Origin of the sequence: Paracoccus fistulariae, assembly GCF_028553785.1 — a bacterium.
In the GTDB taxonomy this organism is placed as follows: Bacteria; Pseudomonadota; Alphaproteobacteria; order Rhodobacterales; family Rhodobacteraceae; genus Paracoccus; species Paracoccus fistulariae.
Map to the genome: position 1 here is coordinate 1,978,770 of NZ_CP067136.1, position 16,047 is coordinate 1,994,816.

The window sequence follows — 16,047 nt, forward strand, 5'->3', positions numbered from 1 at the left end:
TAACGTGGCCGCAACCGAAATAGGAGGCAGCGATGAAACTGACCTGGCTTGGACATGCCGGCTTTCGCATGGAAATCGAAGATGCGGTGATCCTGATCGATCCCTGGCTGTCCGGTAATCCCGTCTTTCCCGAAGACAAGCGGTCCGACGCGATTGCGGGCGCGACCCATATCCTGCTGACCCATGGCCATGGCGACCATACCGGCGACGCACTGGCCATCGCCAGGGAACTGCAGATTCCTGTTGCTGGCATCTATGACATGATCAACAGCTGGACCACGCGGGAAGAGGTCGAGGGCATCGGCTTCAACAAGGGCGGCACGGTGGATCTGAACGGGGCGCGGGTCACGATGGTGAATGCCAGCCATTCAAGCTCGATGGATGGTGCGGACGGGCCGATCTATGCCGGCCATGAATCGGGCTATATGATCGCGGGCGACGGGCATGTCACCTATGTCTCGGGCGATACGGATATCATGGCCGATATGGAGTGGATGGGCGACTACCATAAGCCCGATATCGGCATCCTCTGCGCGGGCGGGCACTTCACCATGGATATGAAACGCGCCGCCTATGCCGCCCGCAGATATTTCAACTTCAAGACGGTGATTCCCTGCCATTACAAGACCTTCCCGCTGCTGGAACAATCGGCCGAGGCGCTGGCATCCGGCCTGCCCGGCGTCAATGTGATCGAGCCGCAGGTTATGAAGGTCATCGATCTATGAGCTTTCAGGATTTCGATGAGGAAGGCGCCGGTGGCGATCACGCCGCTCGGCTGTCGGCCTTGCGCGATCAGCTGCGCAAGGATGATCTGGACGGGTTTTTCGTGCCCCGCGCCGACGCCCATCAGGGCGAATATGTGGCCGAGGCCGATGCGCGTCTGGCCTGGCTGACCGGCTTCACCGGCAGCGCGGGCTTTGCCATCGTCACGATGGACAAGGCCGGGGTCTTTATCGACGGGCGCTACCGGGTGCAGGTGAAATCCCAGATCGATCTTGACCATTTCACCCCCGAACCCTGGCCCGAAACCAAACCCGCCGACTGGCTGCAGCAGGCCCTGCCCGATGGCGGGCGTATCGGCTTTGACCCCTGGCTGCACACCCGCAGGGAGATCGAGGCGCTTGACCAGGCCCTGAAGGACAGCGGTATCAGCCTGATCGCGGTGGACCATAATCCCGTCGATCTGATCTGGTCCGACCGCCCGGCCCCGCCCGTCGGCGCGGCCCGGATCCATGATGCCGAATTCGCGGGCGAAAGCGCGATCCAGAAACGCGCGCGGCTGGCCGAGGAGTTGCGCAAGGCCGATGAGGCCGCCGCCTTCCTGTCGCTGCCCGATTCGATCTCGTGGCTGCTGAATATCCGCGGCACCGATATTGCCAGAAACCCGGTGGTACAGGCATTTGCCATCCTGCTGGATGATGGCCATGTCACGCTCTTTGCCGATCCCGCCAAATTCGACGCTTCCCTGCGCGACCATCTGGGGGACCAGGTCACCATCCTGCCCCCACACGCGCTGGCCGCCGCGCTGACCGATCTGCAAGGCCCCGTCCGGCTGGACCCCGGCTCGGCGCCCGAGGCAGCCTTCCGCATCCTTGAGGCGACAGGCACCGAAATTGCCCGCGGCCCCGACCCGGTCGTGCTGCCCAAGGCGATCAAGAATGAGGCAGAGCTCCGCGGCATGCGCGATGCCCATCGCCGCGACGGCGTCGCCATGGTCAATCTGCTGGCATGGCTTGACGCGCAGGATCCGGAAAGCCTGACCGAAATCGATGTGGTCAGAAAGCTGGAAGATTACAGGATCGCGCAGGGCATCACGGATATCAGCTTCGATACGATCATGGGGTCGGGCCCAAATGGCGCCATCGTCCATTACCGCGTCTCAACCCGGTCAAACCGCCGCCTGTCCCGCGATGACATGCTGCTGATCGATTCCGGCGGCCAATATCCCGATGGCACCACCGACATCACCCGCACGCTGCCCCTGGGTACTCCGCCCGAAGGTTCAGTCGCCCCCTTCACGGCCGTGCTGCGCGGGCTGATCGCCATCAGCCGCGCGCGTTTCCCCACCGGGGTGGCCGGCGCCCATATCGACGCGCTGGCCCGCCAATATCTGTGGAGCCTCGGCCTCGATTACGACCACGGCACCGGCCACGGCGTCGGCGCGGCCCTCTGCGTGCATGAAGGCCCGATTCGCATCAGCAGAGTCAGCGACGTCACGCTGGAACCCGGCATGATCCTGTCGAACGAGCCCGGCTATTACCGCGAAGGCGCCTTCGGCATCCGCCTGGAAAACCTGATCGTTGTGACCAAGGCCCCCGCCGAAACCGGCCGCAAGATGCTGGGCTTCGAAACGCTGACTCTCTGCCCCATCGACACCCGCGCCATCGACAAAAACGCCATGTCACGCGACGAAATCGACTGGCTCAACAGCTACCACGCCCGCCTGCGCGAGGAATTGCTGCCCCTGATCGACGCAGAAAGCCAGGACTGGCTGCACCGGGCCACAGCCCCGCTCGACTGATTTTCTTCTTTGCGAAAATATCCCCGGGGGGTGCGGGGGGCAGGCAGCCCCCCGCCATCGCGGGACGCAATCTAAAGACAGGATTGCAGAATACGCTCCGCCTCGGCCTTGCAGGGCGTCAGCGCAGCACGGTCCTCGCCCGGGTAAAACCGCGCGCGCAGCGCCGTCGGCATGGGCGCGGGCGCATCGATCACCACCTTCATTCCATCCAGCCGTGCCGTCTCGGCCTGCCAACTCCGCGCCAGCGCGATCTGCGCGGATTTGGTGGTGCCATAGGCGCCAAAGAATTTCTCGCCCGCATGCGGGTCGTCAAAGAACATCGCCGTGCCACCACGCAGATTCAGCAAGGGCTCCAGCAAGGCGATCAGACCGCGCGTGACCTCAAGATTGGTCAGCACCGATTTGCTCCAATCCTTGCCCGAGATATGCGGCGCGGGCGACAGGGGCGCGGCGTTAATGGCCGTATGCGCCCACAGATCCAGCCCGCCCCAGCGGCTGGCAATGGCCTCGGCCATCTGCTGCATCGCCTCGGGATTGGTCACATCCATCGGTGCCAGCGTCGCCGATCCGCCAGCTGCACGGATACGGTCGTCCAGCTCTTCCAGCCCGCCCACGGTGCGCGCCACGGCCAGCACGTGAAAGCCCTTCGCGGCAAGCCCTTCGGCCAGCGCCGCACCAAGACCACGAGAGGCCCCCGTCACCAGCGCCAGCCCTGCTGCGCCTGTCTGATTATCTTCGCTCATGCCGTTCCCATGCCATCGGCCCCGACCGGGTGCAAGCGCGATCCCCACACCATATGACAAAGGGCCCCGGCAGGGCCCCTTGCGTCTTCTCTCCGCCAGCCTCAGCGCTTGGCAATATCGACGTAATCGCGCTTGTCGCTGCCGATATACAGCTGACGCGGGCGACCGATCTTGTTCTGCGGATCGGCGATCATTTCCTTCCATTGCGAGATCCAGCCAACCGTGCGCGACAGCGCAAAGATCGGCGTGAACATCGAGGTCGGGAAGCCCATCGCCGACAGGATGATGCCGGAATAGAAATCGACATTCGGATACAGCCTGCGCTCGACGAAATATTCGTCCTCCAGCGCGATCTTTTCCAGTTCCTTGGCGACCTGCAGCGTCGGGTTGTTCTCGATCCCCAGCAGATCCAGAACCTCGTCGGCCGATTCCTTCATCACCCGAGCGCGCGGATCGAAATTCTTGTAGACGCGATGGCCAAAGCCCATCAGGCGGAACGGATCTTCCTTGTCCTTGGCGCGCTTGATATATTCCGGGATCTGATCGACCGAGCCGATCTCTTGCAGCATTTCCAGCGCCGCCTGGTTCGCACCGCCATGCGCAGGACCCCAGAGACAGGCGATCCCGGCAGCGATACAGGCGAAGGGATTGGCCCCCGACGACCCCGCCAGACGCACGGTCGAGGTCGAGGCATTCTGTTCGTGATCGGCATGCAGGGTAAAGATCCGGTCCATCGCCTTGGCCAGCGCCGGATCGACCGAATATTTCTCGGCCGGGACCGAGAAGCACATGTGCAGGAAGTTCGAGGCGTAATCCAGATCGTTCTGCGGATAGACGAAGGGCTGACCGATCGAATATTTATAGGCCATGGCCGCAATCGTCGGCAGTTTTGCGATCAGGCGGATCGAGGCCACCTCGCGCTGCCACGGATCCGCGATATCGGTCGAATCCGGGTAGAAGGCCGACATGGCGCCTACAACGCCCACCATCGTCGCCATCGGATGCGCATCGCGGCGGAAACCACGGAAGAAATTGTGCATCTGTTCATGCACCATGGTGTGACGCGTCACGCGGGTGCGGAAATCGTTCATCTGCTCTTCGCTGGGCAGTTCGCCGTACAGCAGCAGATAGCAGACTTCCAGATAGTTCGATTTTTCGGCAAGCTGCTCGATCGGATAGCCGCGATACCACAGTTCGCCCTTGTCACCATCGATATAGGTGATCGTCGAGTCGCAGCTGGCGGTCGAGGTGAAACCGGGATCATAGGTAAAGACGTCCGCCTGACCATAGAGCTTGCGGATGTCCAGAACATCCGGGCCTGCGGTCGGGCTGAGAATCGGCAGCTCGTATTCGGCTTCATTCAAAACTAGCTTGGCGGATTTAGCGTCGGCCATACAACGTCCTTTCCGGGCTGGGCCGGATCGCCCTAACACTTTGGCTAGAAAGCAACCCTGGCATGTGAGGGCAGGCTTCAGCCTGCCAATTCGGTTTGATCCTGCAGCCGGGCCAGCGATTCGTCGCGACCAAGCGCCGTCATCATGTCAAACACGCTGGGCGTTGCCGTGCGGCCGGCCAATGCGGCGCGCAAAGGCCCCGCGATCTTGCCCAATCCGACGCCATTTTCCTCGGCAACCTGCTTGGCAGCCTGCTCCAGCTCGTCTCGTGACCAGCTACCATGCTGCACCGCGGCAGTCAATGATTTCAGCATACCACGGGATACCGTATCCAAGGCTTTTGATGCTTTTTCATCGATATCGACGGGCCGCGCAATCATCGCGAAGCGCCCCTGTTCCAGCAATTGCGGCAGCGTCTTTGCCTTTTCCTTCAGCACCGGCAAGGCCGCCGAAAGACGCTCTTTTTGCAGTTCTGTCAAAGGTTTCTGGTCCGTCTCGGCAAGAAAGCGATCCAGTTCGGCCATCAATGCGTCATCCGGCATCAGGCCGATATGGTAGCCGCTGACATGTTCCAGCTTCTTGAAATCCAGCCGCGCGGGCGCCTTGCCAATCCCCGGCAGATCGAACCACTCACGCGCCTGTTCATCGCTGAAAAGTTCGTCATCGCCGTGGCTCCAGCCCAGACGCGCCAGATAATTCCGCATCGCAGCAGCAGGATAACCAAGCGCCGCGAATTCGTGCAGACCGACAGCGCCATGGCGTTTCGACAATTTCTTGCCATCCTCGCCATGAATCAACGGGATATGCGCATAGACCGGCGCGGGCCAGCCCATCGCGTCATAGATCTGCAACTGCCGCGCCGCATTGGTCAGGTGGTCATCGCCGCGAATGACATGGGTGACGCCCATATCGTGGTCGTCCACAACCACCGCCAGCATATAGACCGGCGTGCCATCGCTGCGCAGCAGGACCATGTCGTCCAGCTGATCATTGGCAATGCGGACCTCGCCCTGAACAAGATCCTTGATCACGGTTTCACCGCTGCGCGGCGCCTTCAGGCGGATCGCATAGGGACCGTCGGGCAATTCCGTCGCGTCGCGCCAGGGGCTCTGGAAGGGCTGCCGGGGATGCTCTTCGCGCCAGGCTGCGATTTCCTCGGCCGTGGAAAAGCACTTATAGGCATTGCCCTGCGCCAGCATCTGGCGCGCGACTTCGGCATGGCGGTCGGCGCGGGAAAACTGGCTGACGGGCTCTTCATCCCAATCCAGCCCCAGCCATTCCAGCCCTTTCAGCAGCGCCTCGGTCGCCTCCTCGGTCGAGCGTGCGCGGTCGGTATCCTCGATCCGCAGCAGGAATTTTCCACCACGGCCGCGGGCATAAAGCCAGTTGAACAGGGCTGTGCGCGCGCCGCCGATATGCAGATAGCCAGTCGGCGAGGGCGCAAAGCGGGTCACGATCGGTGCGTTTTCTGACATGATGGCCTTCTGATTTTCGCGGAAAGGCAGGACGCGTTAACACTTTGGTAAGCGCGCCGTGCCACCTTTGTGGTGAAGAGATAAAGAAGCAGCCGCGAAAGGACAAGAATGGCCGCCACGTCCGGCCTGATTCCAGCCAATCCAGCGCCAAGCAGTCAGGCGGTCCTGCCGGGTTTTGCTCCTTCCCGGGTCAGGGCGCCGAAACATGCGACCGCGCGACCTGCCCGCCCGGCTGCTGCAAGCCGGGCGGGCCTGTTCACCTGGGTGCCGGTCTGCCTTGCCGTCGGGATCAGCGGCTGGTTCGAGGTCTCTGGTCAGATCACGGCGGCCGGTTGGGTGGCGCTGATCGCGATGGGCCTGTGCGGCCTTGTTGTGGCACGGATGGCGACGGGATTGGCCGAAGGTGGTCGCCTGGGCTGGCAGGCGGCGGATGCGATGCGGCTTGGCGGACTGGCGCTGGCGCTGGCCGTTACCGGTGCCGGGCTGGCCGAGACGCGGTCCCGGATGGTCGCCGCACCGGTGCTGGAATGGCGTTATTACGGCCCGGTCGAGGGCCGGGTGGTCGAGATCGACCGATCCGCCCGTGACCGCATCCGCCTGACGCTGGATCAGGTCATCCTGCGCGATTTTGCCCCAGAGCGGAGCCCGAAACGGGTACGGCTGTCGCTGATGGACCGCGCCGCGCAGGATATTCCGCCACTGGGCCAGCGGGTCATGCTGACCGGGCATCTGGGCCCGCCGCCCGGCCCGGCCTCGCCCGACAGCTTCGATTTCCGCCGCATGGCCTGGTTTCAGTCGCTGGGCGCGGTGGGCTATGCCCGCACCCCGATCATGGCCGTGACCGCGCCCGAAGGCGGTGCCTGGCAGATGCATCGGTTGCGCATGGCGATCAGCGCAGCGATCCAGCAGCGGATCGGCGGGCAAGAGGGCGCCGTCGCTGCCGCCCTGATGACCGGCGACCGTTCCGGCATCGAAGAGGCCACGAATGAGGTCATGCGCGCCTCGAACCTCTATCACATCATCTCGATTTCCGGCCTGCATATGAGCATGCTGGCGGGTTTCGTCTATACCTCGCTGCGGCTGGCGCTGGTGCTGGCACAGGGTCTTGGCGCGCGGATCCCGCTGACCACGCATAAGATGGCGGCGTCAGGGGCGCTGTGCGCGGCGGCGGCCTATCTGTGGCTGTCAGGCGGCGGTGTCGCGACCGAGCGTGCCTTTGTCATGGTCGCGGTGATGCTGGTCGCGATTCTGGTGGATCAGCGCGCAATTTCGCTGCGCACGGTCGCGCTGGCCGCGACGATCATCCTGATCTACAGCCCCGAAGCCCTGACCAGCCCCGGCTTTCAGATGAGCTTTGCCGCCACCATCGCCCTCATACTGGTCTATGGCCCCTGGGCACGGATCAGCCCGCATATCCCCTTCTGGCTCAGGCCGGTGGCCATCCTTCTGTTGTCGTCGCTGGTGGCCTCTGTCGCCACCTCGCCGATTGCGGCAGCGCATTTCAACCGCATGGCGCAATACGGCCTGCTGGCCAATCTGCTGACCGTGCCGATCATGGGCGCGCTGGTCATGCCCGCTGGCGTCATTGCCGCGATCCTGGGCCCTGTCGGGCTGGCGGGACCGGCCCTGTGGGTCATGGGGTTGGGCACGAAATGGATGCTGCTGGTAGCCGATTATGTGGCTGGGCTGCACGGATCGGTGACGGCGATTCCCCTGCCGCCGCCTCCGGTGGTGCCGCTGCTGTGCTTCGGCGCGACGCTGATGGTGCTATCCTGGCGCAGCGGCGCTTTGCGGGCGCAAAAAACCACACCGATGCTGGGGGTCAGCATCGGGGCGGCGATGGTCGTCATGGCGGGCGGGCTGTGGATCGGCGCGACGCGGCCCCTTCTGCTGATCTCGCAGGCGGGCGACGCGGTCGGGCTGATGACGGCGGGGGGGCGCGCCATGTCCAAACCCTCGGGCGGCGCCTTCGCGGTCAAGAACTGGCTGGATGAAGATGGCGATGTCGCAAGCCAGGAACAGGCGGCCGCGCGCCCTGCCTGGCAAGGGGATCGCCGCGACCGTCAGGCTGATTTGCCCAATGGCTGGAAGGTGGCGCATTTCACCGGCAAGGGATCCGGTCAGCGCGCCTTGCCCGCCTGCCAGCCCGGGCGCATTGTCATCGTGTCTGAACGGGTCGATCTGCGCGACCCACCCTGCCTTCTGTTCGATGAGTCACGTCTGCGCCGCAGCGGCGCGGTCGCCATTGATTTCGCAGAGGGTCGTCCCATCGTCACGACCACGGCAGAGAAACGACCACCGCCGGGTGTGAAGACAGTGACGCGCTGAGGCGCGGCAAAGGCTGCCGACGACAGGGGGCCACCGGGCAGGGCAGGGAAAATCTGGCGCAACAGCATTGCGCCAGATTCCAAAAAAGGCGGATCAACCGGCCATCCGATCAGGCGACTTCGGCAAAGACCTTGTTCAGCGCCTGTTCCAGCTTTTCGAACATCTCATCCATCTGCTCTTCGGTCAGGATGAAGGGCGGGCACAGCACGATGGACTGACCCAGAGGACGGCAGATCAGGCCCAGATCGGTGCAGGTATTGGCGATCCGTTCGCTGACCGACAGGCTGCCATCGAAGGGCGTCTTGGTCGCCTTGTCCTTTACAGCCTCCAGCGCCCACATGAAGCCGATGCCACGCAACTCGCCGATATTGTCGCTGCGATCCATGATGGCGCGGAGACCGGCCTCAAGCCGGGGCGCCAGCCGCTTGACGTTCTCGGCCAGCCCGTCATTCATCACCACGTCTATGGCCTTGAGGGCAATGGCGCAGCCGACCGGATGGCCCGAGGCGGTGAAGCCATGCGGGAATTCCTCGATCTTCTCGACGGCGGCCTGCACGCGATCCGCAAGTTCCGGCCCCAGGATCACCGCGCCCATCGGGAACAGCCCGGCTGTCAGGTTCTTGGAACTGATGATGGCATCGGGGGTAAAGCCATAGGTCTCGCAGCCCCAAGTGTTGCCGGTGCGGCCGAAGCCGCAGATCACCTCGTCCGAGATCAGCGGAATGTCGTATTTCTTCAGGATCGGCGCGATGGCCTGGAAATAACCCTTGGACGGCGGAATCACCCCGCCCGCGCCCATCACCGGCTCGGCAAAGAAGCCCGCGATGGTGTCGGCGCCCTCGCGCTTGATGGTGTCTTCAAGCTCGGCGGCCAGACGGGCGGTGAACTCTTCCTCGGTCTCGCCCTCTTCGCCAAAGCGCCAGTAATGCGGGCAGGTCAGATGGATGAACCCTTCCAGAGGCAGGCCGAACACCTCGTTATAGGGTTTGCCGGTCATGCTGGCCGAGACGGCGGTCACGCCGTGATAGGCGTTCCAGCGCGTCAGGATCTTCCGACGCTTGGGATTATCCTCACTGGCATGCAGGAACCACAGCATCTTGACCATGGTGTCATTCGCCTCGGACCCCGAATTGGTATAGAAGACCCGGCCACGCTCGAAAGGTGAAACCTCGACCAGCTTTTCCGACAGCAGGACAGTCTGATCCGACATCCGCCCGAAAAAGGCGTGATAGCCCGGAAAGCGGTCATATTGCGCCTTGGCGGCCTCGGCCAAGGGCTTGTTGTCGAAACCCGCGACCATGTTCCACAGGCCGGAATTGGCATCCAGATAGCGCTTGCCATTCACGTCGAAGATATAGGGCCCTTCGCCATGGGTCACGATCACCGCGCCGCGTTCATGGACGCTGGGCAGGTCGGTGAACCCGTAAAGGGACGATTCATCTGCGCGGGCTTCCCAGCTTTGCGGGGTTGTCATAGGCATGCCTCCAATAGACTGATTTGCAACACGCTAGCGCCGCCGCGATGCGCGTTCAATGGTCGTGATCAGGGCTGCAGCAGGCCGATCTCTTTCAGCGCTGCCTCGATCCCGGCAGAGGATCCGCCCTTCACCTCGGATACCAGCGCGTCGAAACGCTGCCGCAAGGCGTCCTTCTCGGCGCCCTTGCAATCGTTCCACGGACGACCCTGCAGCGCCATCTGCAGCACGTAATAGCCGATGAAATGCGGCCGCTCGCCCGCCAGCAGCAGCGCGCGATAGGCCTCATGCGCGCCCAGTGCGCGAAGGGTTGCGGCATCGGGAATGCCCGCCGCGATCAGCGACCGCGCCGTTGCCGGGCCGATATTGTTGATCGAGACCAGATCCGTTCCCATCTCAGCCGACATGCCCCCACCTTTCCAACAGGCCCGCTTTCATGTATCACCGCGCGAACTTCAAGGACAGCACGGCATGACCGACCAAGCCAGCAAAACCGTCGAGACCTCGGACCGGGCGGCCAAAAAGCTCTTTATCAAGACCTATGGCTGCCAGATGAACGTCTATGATTCGCAGCGCATGGCCGAGGCCATGGGCGCCGAAGGCTATGTTCTGACCGAAGATCAGGCCGAGGCCGATATGGTGTTGCTGAACACCTGCCACATCCGCGAAAAGGCCGCCGAGAAGCTGTATTCCGATCTGGGGCGTCTCAAGCCGCTCAAGGCCGAAAAGCCCGATCTGAAGATCGGTGTCGCGGGCTGCGTGGCCCAGGCCGAGGGTGAGGAAATCACCCGCCGGATGCCGCTGGTCGATCTGGTCGTGGGACCGCAGGCCTATCACCGCCTGCCCGCCATGGTGAAGGGCGAGGCGCCCCGGATCGTCACCGACTTCCCCGAGGAAGACAAGTTCGAGCATCTGCCCCAACGCCGCGCCACCCGCCGCGCGCCCGCCGCCTTTCTGACCGTGCAAGAGGGCTGCGACAAGTTCTGCGCCTTCTGCGTCGTCCCCTATACCCGCGGGGCCGAGGTCAGCCGCCCGGTCGCCCGGATCCTGCACGAGGCCCGCGATCTGGTGGCGCGCGGCGTGCGCGAAATCACCCTGCTGGGGCAGAATGTGAATGGCTGGCATGGCGCGGGCGAGGATGGCCGGGAATGGGGTTTCGGCCGCCTGATCCGCGCCCTGGGCGAGATCGAGGGGCTGGACCGCATCCGCTATACCACCAGCCATCCCAATGACATGGCCGATGATCTGATCGAGGCGCATCGCGACGTGCCGCAGCTGATGCCTTATCTGCATCTGCCCGTTCAGTCGGGCAGCGACCGGATCCTGAAGGCGATGAACCGCAAGCATACGGCCGATCAATATCTGCGCCTGATCGACCGCATCCGCGAGGCGCGTCCCGATATCCTGCTGACCAGCGACTTCATCGTCGGCTTTCCCGGCGAAACCGATGCCGATCATGACGACACCTTGCGCCTTGTGGCCGAGGTGAATTTCGGCACCGCCTTCAGCTTCAAATACTCGCCCCGCCCCGGCACCCCCGCCTATGACCGGCCCGAGGTCGATGGCAAGATCGCCGATGCGCGACTGCAGGAATTGCAGGCGCTGCTGACCCGCCAGCAAAAGGCGGCGCAGGAAGGCATGGTCGGGCGCAGCCTTGGCGTGCTTTTCGAAAAGCCCGGACGGATCGAGGGGCAGATGGTGGGCAAATCCGACTATCTGCATTCGGTCTTTGTCGATGCGCCCAAGGTTCAGATCGGCGATCTGCGGCAGGTCCGCATTGTCGAAAGCGCCGCGAATTCGCTGCGGGGTGAGCTGGTGGGCTGACGCCCCCAAACCTTCTTCTGTCCAGCCGCGACAGTCTGCCGCTTTGCGCCAGATGCGAATTGTGCTTTTCTGCTGTCAGGGGCGTTGATCGGTCCCGCACCGGAACCGACACCCAGCAGAAGGGGGGCTGTCATGGCCTATAAAAGCATCCTGACGGTTTTGTCGGATCCGCGGCAATTGCCGCTGCTGGACACCGTCAGCAGATTGACCACACGTGAAGGCGGCCATCTGACCGCGCTGTGTCTGGGCGTCGATCACAGCCAGACGGGCTATTATTTCCCCGGCGGCACGCCCTATGTGTTTCAGGAATCGCTGGATAACGCCGTCGATGAGGCGCAGGATCTGGAACGGCGCGTCCGGCAATATCTGGAACAGAAGACCGATCTGTGCTGGTCCGCCGAATCCGCCGTGGCGCAGATCGGCGGCGTGACTAATCTGGTCGGCATGCGGGCACGCTACAGCGACCTGACGATCCTGACGCAGCCCTATGGCGACACGGCCACCGCCGATACCGAGGCGATCACCGAAGCCGCCATGTTCGAAGGCGGCTGCCCGGTTCTGGTCCTGCCTGACACCAAGATTCCGGCGGAGCCCGCAAAGCGTATCCTGGTCGCCTGGAACCAGTCATCCGAGGCGATGACCGCCGTGCGCCGCGCCCTGCCCTTGCTGCGTCTTGCCGAACTGGTCGAGATCACGGTGATCGATCCGGGCCGAAGCGGGGTCGAGGGGACCGAGCCGGGCGCTGCGCTGGCACGGCTGCTGACCCGCCACGGCGTCAAGACCGAGGTCGCCGTGATCGCCCGCACCGAGGCCACGATCAGCGCCCAGATCAACCGCCGCGCGCTGGATATCGACGCCGAACTGATCGTGATGGGCGCCTATGGCCATTCCCGCTTTCGCGAGGCGATCCTGGGCGGCGCGACCCGCAGCATGCTGGAAAAGGCCAAGCTGCCGGTTTTCATGGCCCGCTGAGCCCCGGCGAGATCGCATGAAGAAGGGCCGCGCGGTGCGGCCCTTTGCGGTCTGTGGCTGAACGCCTGCAAGCGCGTGGCCGGATGGGCCGTCAATGCGCCTCTGCCCAGTTCACCCCCTGCCCGGCATCGACGACCAGAGGCACCGACAGCTTCACCGCAGGCTCTGCCGCATTTTCCATGATATCGCGGGCGACGGCGATCAGTTCATCGACCGCGCCGTCCTCGACCTCGAAAACCAGCTCGTCATGGACCTGCAGCAGCATCTGCGCAGGCAGGTTCCGAATCGCATCAGGCATGCGGATCATCGCGCGGCGGATGATATCGGCCGCCGCGCCCTGAATCGGCGCATTGATCGCGGCGCGGCGCGCGCCGCCTGCCGCGGGGCCGCTTTGATTGATGCCGGGGGTATTGATGCGACGCCCGAACAACGTGCGCACAAAGCCGTCGCGTTTGGCATCCGCAACCGTCTGATCCATATAGGCGCGGATTTCGGGGAAGCGTTCGAAATAGGTGTCGATAAAGGCCTGCGCCTCGGCCCGCGGGATACGCAGATTGCGCGACAGACCAAAGCCCGAGATGCCATAGATCACCCCGAAATTGATCGCCTTGGCCTGACGGCGGATCATCGGATCCATACCCTCGACCGGCACATTGAACATCTGGCTGGCGGTCATGGCGTGAATGTCGATCCCGTCGCGAAACGCCTGTTTCAGCGCAGGAATATCGGCGACATGGGCCAGAATGCGCAGCTCGATCTGGCTGTAATCCAGACTGACCAGCTTGTGCCCCGATGCCGCGACAAAGGCCTCGCGGATGCGGCGCCCCTCTTCGCTGCGGATCGGGATGTTCTGCAGGTTCGGATCGGTCGAGGCCAGACGCCCGGTCTGTGCCCCGGCGATGGAATAGCTGGTATGGACTCGCCCGGTGTCTTTGTTGACATAGGTGGGCAGCGCGTCGGTATAGGTCGATTTCAGCTTGCTGATCTGGCGCCAGTCCAGCACCCGCGCGGGCAGGTCATGGTCCACGGCCAGATCCTCCAGCACATCGGCGCTGGTGGAATAGGCGCCGGTCTTGCCCTGCTTGCCACCGGGCAGGCCCATCTTGTCGAACAGGATCTCTCCCAATTGCTTGGGGCTGCCGACATTGAAGCTTTGCCCCGCCAATTCGTGAATCTCGTCCTCAAGCTGCGCCATCTTCTGGGCAAAGGCGTTGGACATGCGTTTCAGCACGTCGCCATCGATGCGAATGCCCGCCATCTCCATCTGACCCAGAACCGGCACCATCGGACGTTCAAGCGTTTCGTAAACCGTCGTCACGCGCTGATCGGGCAGCATGGGCGCGAAATGCTGATACAGCCGCAAGGTGACATCGGCATCTTCGGCGGCATAGGCACCGGCCTTGTCCAGATCGACCTGCGCGAAGGTGATCTGCGATTTGCCGCTGCCGATCAGATCCTTGATCGGGATGCATTTATGACCCAGATAGCGCTCGGCCAGTTCATCCATCCCGTGATTATGCGTGCCCGCATTCAGCGCATAGGACATCAGCATCGTATCTGCGATGGGCGTCATGGTGATCCCGTGACGGCGCAGGATCTTCCAGTCATATTTCAGGTTCTGGCCGATCTTCAGGATCGCCGGATCCTCCAGCACAGGCTTCAGCGCGGCCAGCACCTCGTCCAGATCCATCTGCCCCTCAAGGCGCTGCGACTGACCGAACAGATCATCGCCACCGGCGACATGGCCCAGCGGGATATAGGTCGCCTTGCCCGGTTCCGTGGCCAGCGATATCCCGACCAGATCGGCCTGCATCTCATCCAGCCCGGTGGTTTCGGTGTCGATGGCGACATAGCCACGCTCGCGGATATCGGCGATCCACTGATCCAGCGCCGCGCGGTCAACGGTGTTGCGATAGCTGGACGCGTCTATGGCGGGCTGTTCCGGCGCGGCCGCAACCTCGGAGGGCGTGGCCGAGGCCACGGCCGGCGCCTCGGCCCCCAGCTTTTCGGCCACGCGGTTGGTCAGCGTGCGGAACTCCATCTCGGACAGGAAGGTCAGCAGCGCCGTCGCGTCGGGCTCTTTCACCTCAAGACTGTCCAGCGTGAAATCCAGCGGCGTGTCGCAGTCCAGTTCGACCAGACGCTTGGAAATTCGGATCTGTTCGGCATGATCGATCAGGGTCTGACGGCGCTTGGGCTGCTTGATTTCCCCGGCCCGGGCCAGCAGCGTTTCCAGATCGCCATATTCGTTGATCAGCTGCGCGGCGGTCTTGATGCCGATGCCCGGCGCGCCCGGCACGTTGTCGACGGAATCGCCTGCCAGCGCCTGCACGTCCACCACCCGGTCGGGGCCGACGCCGAATTTCTCGGCCACTTCGTCGGGACCGATCACCTTGTTTTTCATCGGGTCCAGCATGGTCACGCCATCGCCGACAAGCTGCATCAGATCCTTGTCGCTGCTGATGATCGTCACCTCGCCCCCGGCATCGCGCGCCTGACAGGCCAGAGCCGCGATGATGTCATCGGCCTCGTACCCTTCGGTCTCGATGCAGGCGATGTTGAAGGCGCGGGTGGCGTCGCGGGTCAGCGGGAATTGCGGGCGCAGATCCTCGGGCGGCGGGGGGCGGTTGGCCTTGTAATCGGAATAGATCTCGTTCCGGAAGGTCTTGGAGGAGTGATCAAAGATCACCGCCGCATGGGTCGGCGCATCGCCGCCCTGCTGATCCGAGATGTATTTCCACAGCATATTGCTGAACCCGGCCACGGCCCCGACGGGAAGTCCGTCCGACTTGCGCGTCAGCGGCGGCAGCGCATGATAGGCCCGGAAGATATAGGCCGATCCGTCGATCAGATGCAGTCGCGCGCCCTTGCCAAAGGTCATGTGGTGGTCCTTTCCCGCTAACGGCCCTTGTTGTGGCAGAAACTGCCGCCGGGGGCAAAGGGGATCAGAGCGCCGGTCGCGGCACCCGCATCACAGGGGCGCCGGACCGCTGTCACGAATGCCTGGCTGCGGCGTCAGTGATCGTCATGGGCGTGATCGCGATCGACCACGAAACGCTTGTCGCAATAGCCGCAATCGACAAATCCGGTATCGGGCGAAATCGCCAGCCAGACACGCGGATGGCCCAGACTGGCCGATTCGTCGCCGTCGCAGGCGACCTTCCAGCTTGTCACGGTCACTGTCTCGGGGGCGGGCATTTTCAGTTCGCTGGCCTGCTGATTGGTGGACAGCGGGTTTTCGGGCAGTTCGATATGGGTCATGGCTGGCCTTCTTGTGGCGGCGGGCATGTTCTGATCTAACCCCATTATCGCAGCG

At 63.4% G+C, this 16,047-nt stretch carries 12 protein-coding genes; 5 read left to right on the top strand and 7 right to left on the bottom strand.

Annotated features, from left to right (window positions below):
- Positions 1–32: 32 nt before the first annotated feature.
- Positions 33–725: a metal-dependent hydrolase gene (locus tag JHX87_RS09765; protein WP_271885305.1), complete on the top strand. Its 693-nt coding sequence runs from the start codon at positions 33–35 to the stop codon at positions 723–725.
- Positions 722–2,521, top strand: a complete 1,800-nt coding sequence (locus JHX87_RS09770) for an aminopeptidase P family protein (protein ID WP_271885303.1) — start codon at positions 722–724, stop codon at positions 2,519–2,521. Before JHX87_RS09765 ends, JHX87_RS09770 begins: the two co-directional genes overlap by 4 nt.
- A 71-nt stretch (positions 2,522–2,592) precedes the next feature.
- Here JHX87_RS09770 and JHX87_RS09775 read toward each other — a convergent pair whose 3' ends face one another.
- The 3 genes from JHX87_RS09775 to gltX all read right to left on the bottom strand — a co-directional run bounded on the left by JHX87_RS09775 (position 2,593) and on the right by gltX (position 6,133).
- Complete coding sequence (locus tag JHX87_RS09775; RefSeq protein ID WP_271885292.1) at positions 2,593–3,264, bottom strand: SDR family NAD(P)-dependent oxidoreductase; 672 nt, start codon at positions 3,262–3,264, stop codon at positions 2,593–2,595.
- Positions 3,265–3,365: 101 nt separating this feature from the next.
- Positions 3,366–4,658: a citrate synthase gene (locus JHX87_RS09780; RefSeq protein ID WP_271885290.1), complete on the bottom strand. Its 1,293-nt coding sequence runs from the start codon at positions 4,656–4,658 to the stop codon at positions 3,366–3,368.
- Positions 4,659–4,735: 77 nt separating this feature from the next.
- A complete protein-coding gene (gene gltX, locus JHX87_RS09785; protein WP_271885288.1) occupies positions 4,736–6,133 on the bottom strand; it encodes a glutamate--tRNA ligase in 1,398 nt (465 codons plus the stop codon).
- A 108-nt stretch (positions 6,134–6,241) separates the two neighbouring features.
- On the opposite strand from gltX, the gene JHX87_RS09790 reads away from it, so the two are divergent.
- Positions 6,242–8,461, top strand: a complete 2,220-nt coding sequence (locus tag JHX87_RS09790) for a ComEC/Rec2 family competence protein (protein ID WP_271885286.1) — start codon at positions 6,242–6,244, stop codon at positions 8,459–8,461.
- Between the two features lie 109 nt (positions 8,462–8,570).
- Here the strand turns inward: JHX87_RS09790 and JHX87_RS09795 are convergent, their stop codons facing one another.
- Both JHX87_RS09795 and JHX87_RS09800 read right to left on the bottom strand, forming a co-directional pair.
- Positions 8,571–9,935 carry an aminotransferase gene (locus JHX87_RS09795; RefSeq protein ID WP_271885284.1) on the bottom strand — a complete coding sequence of 455 codons (1,365 nt, stop codon included), beginning with the start codon at positions 9,933–9,935 and terminating at the stop codon, positions 8,571–8,573.
- A 68-nt stretch (positions 9,936–10,003) separates the two neighbouring features.
- Complete coding sequence (locus JHX87_RS09800) at positions 10,004–10,342, bottom strand: TfoX/Sxy family protein (RefSeq protein ID WP_271885282.1); 339 nt, start codon at positions 10,340–10,342, stop codon at positions 10,004–10,006.
- Positions 10,343–10,406: 64 nt separating this feature from the next.
- Here JHX87_RS09800 and miaB point away from each other — a divergent pair, with 64 nt between their 5' ends.
- Both miaB and JHX87_RS09810 read left to right on the top strand, forming a co-directional pair.
- The gene (gene miaB, locus JHX87_RS09805) at positions 10,407–11,759 is read left to right on the top strand and encodes a tRNA (N6-isopentenyl adenosine(37)-C2)-methylthiotransferase MiaB (protein WP_271885280.1); all 1,353 of its coding nucleotides are present in this window, start codon (positions 10,407–10,409) and stop codon (positions 11,757–11,759) included.
- 132 nt (positions 11,760–11,891) lie between these two features.
- Positions 11,892–12,731, top strand: coding sequence for a universal stress protein (locus tag JHX87_RS09810; RefSeq protein WP_271885278.1), 840 nt, complete (start codon positions 11,892–11,894; stop codon positions 12,729–12,731).
- 91 nt (positions 12,732–12,822) lie between these two features.
- Here JHX87_RS09810 and polA read toward each other — a convergent pair whose 3' ends face one another.
- Both polA and JHX87_RS09820 read right to left on the bottom strand, forming a co-directional pair.
- Entirely contained in the window at positions 12,823–15,612 is a 2,790-nt protein-coding gene (polA, locus tag JHX87_RS09815; protein ID WP_271885276.1) for a DNA polymerase I, read from the bottom strand.
- Positions 15,613–15,746: 134 nt separating this feature from the next.
- Positions 15,747–15,935 carry a zinc-finger domain-containing protein gene (locus JHX87_RS09820; protein ID WP_271885362.1) on the bottom strand — a complete coding sequence of 63 codons (189 nt, stop codon included), beginning with the start codon at positions 15,933–15,935 and terminating at the stop codon, positions 15,747–15,749.
- Between the last annotated feature and the right edge of the window lie 112 nt (positions 15,936–16,047).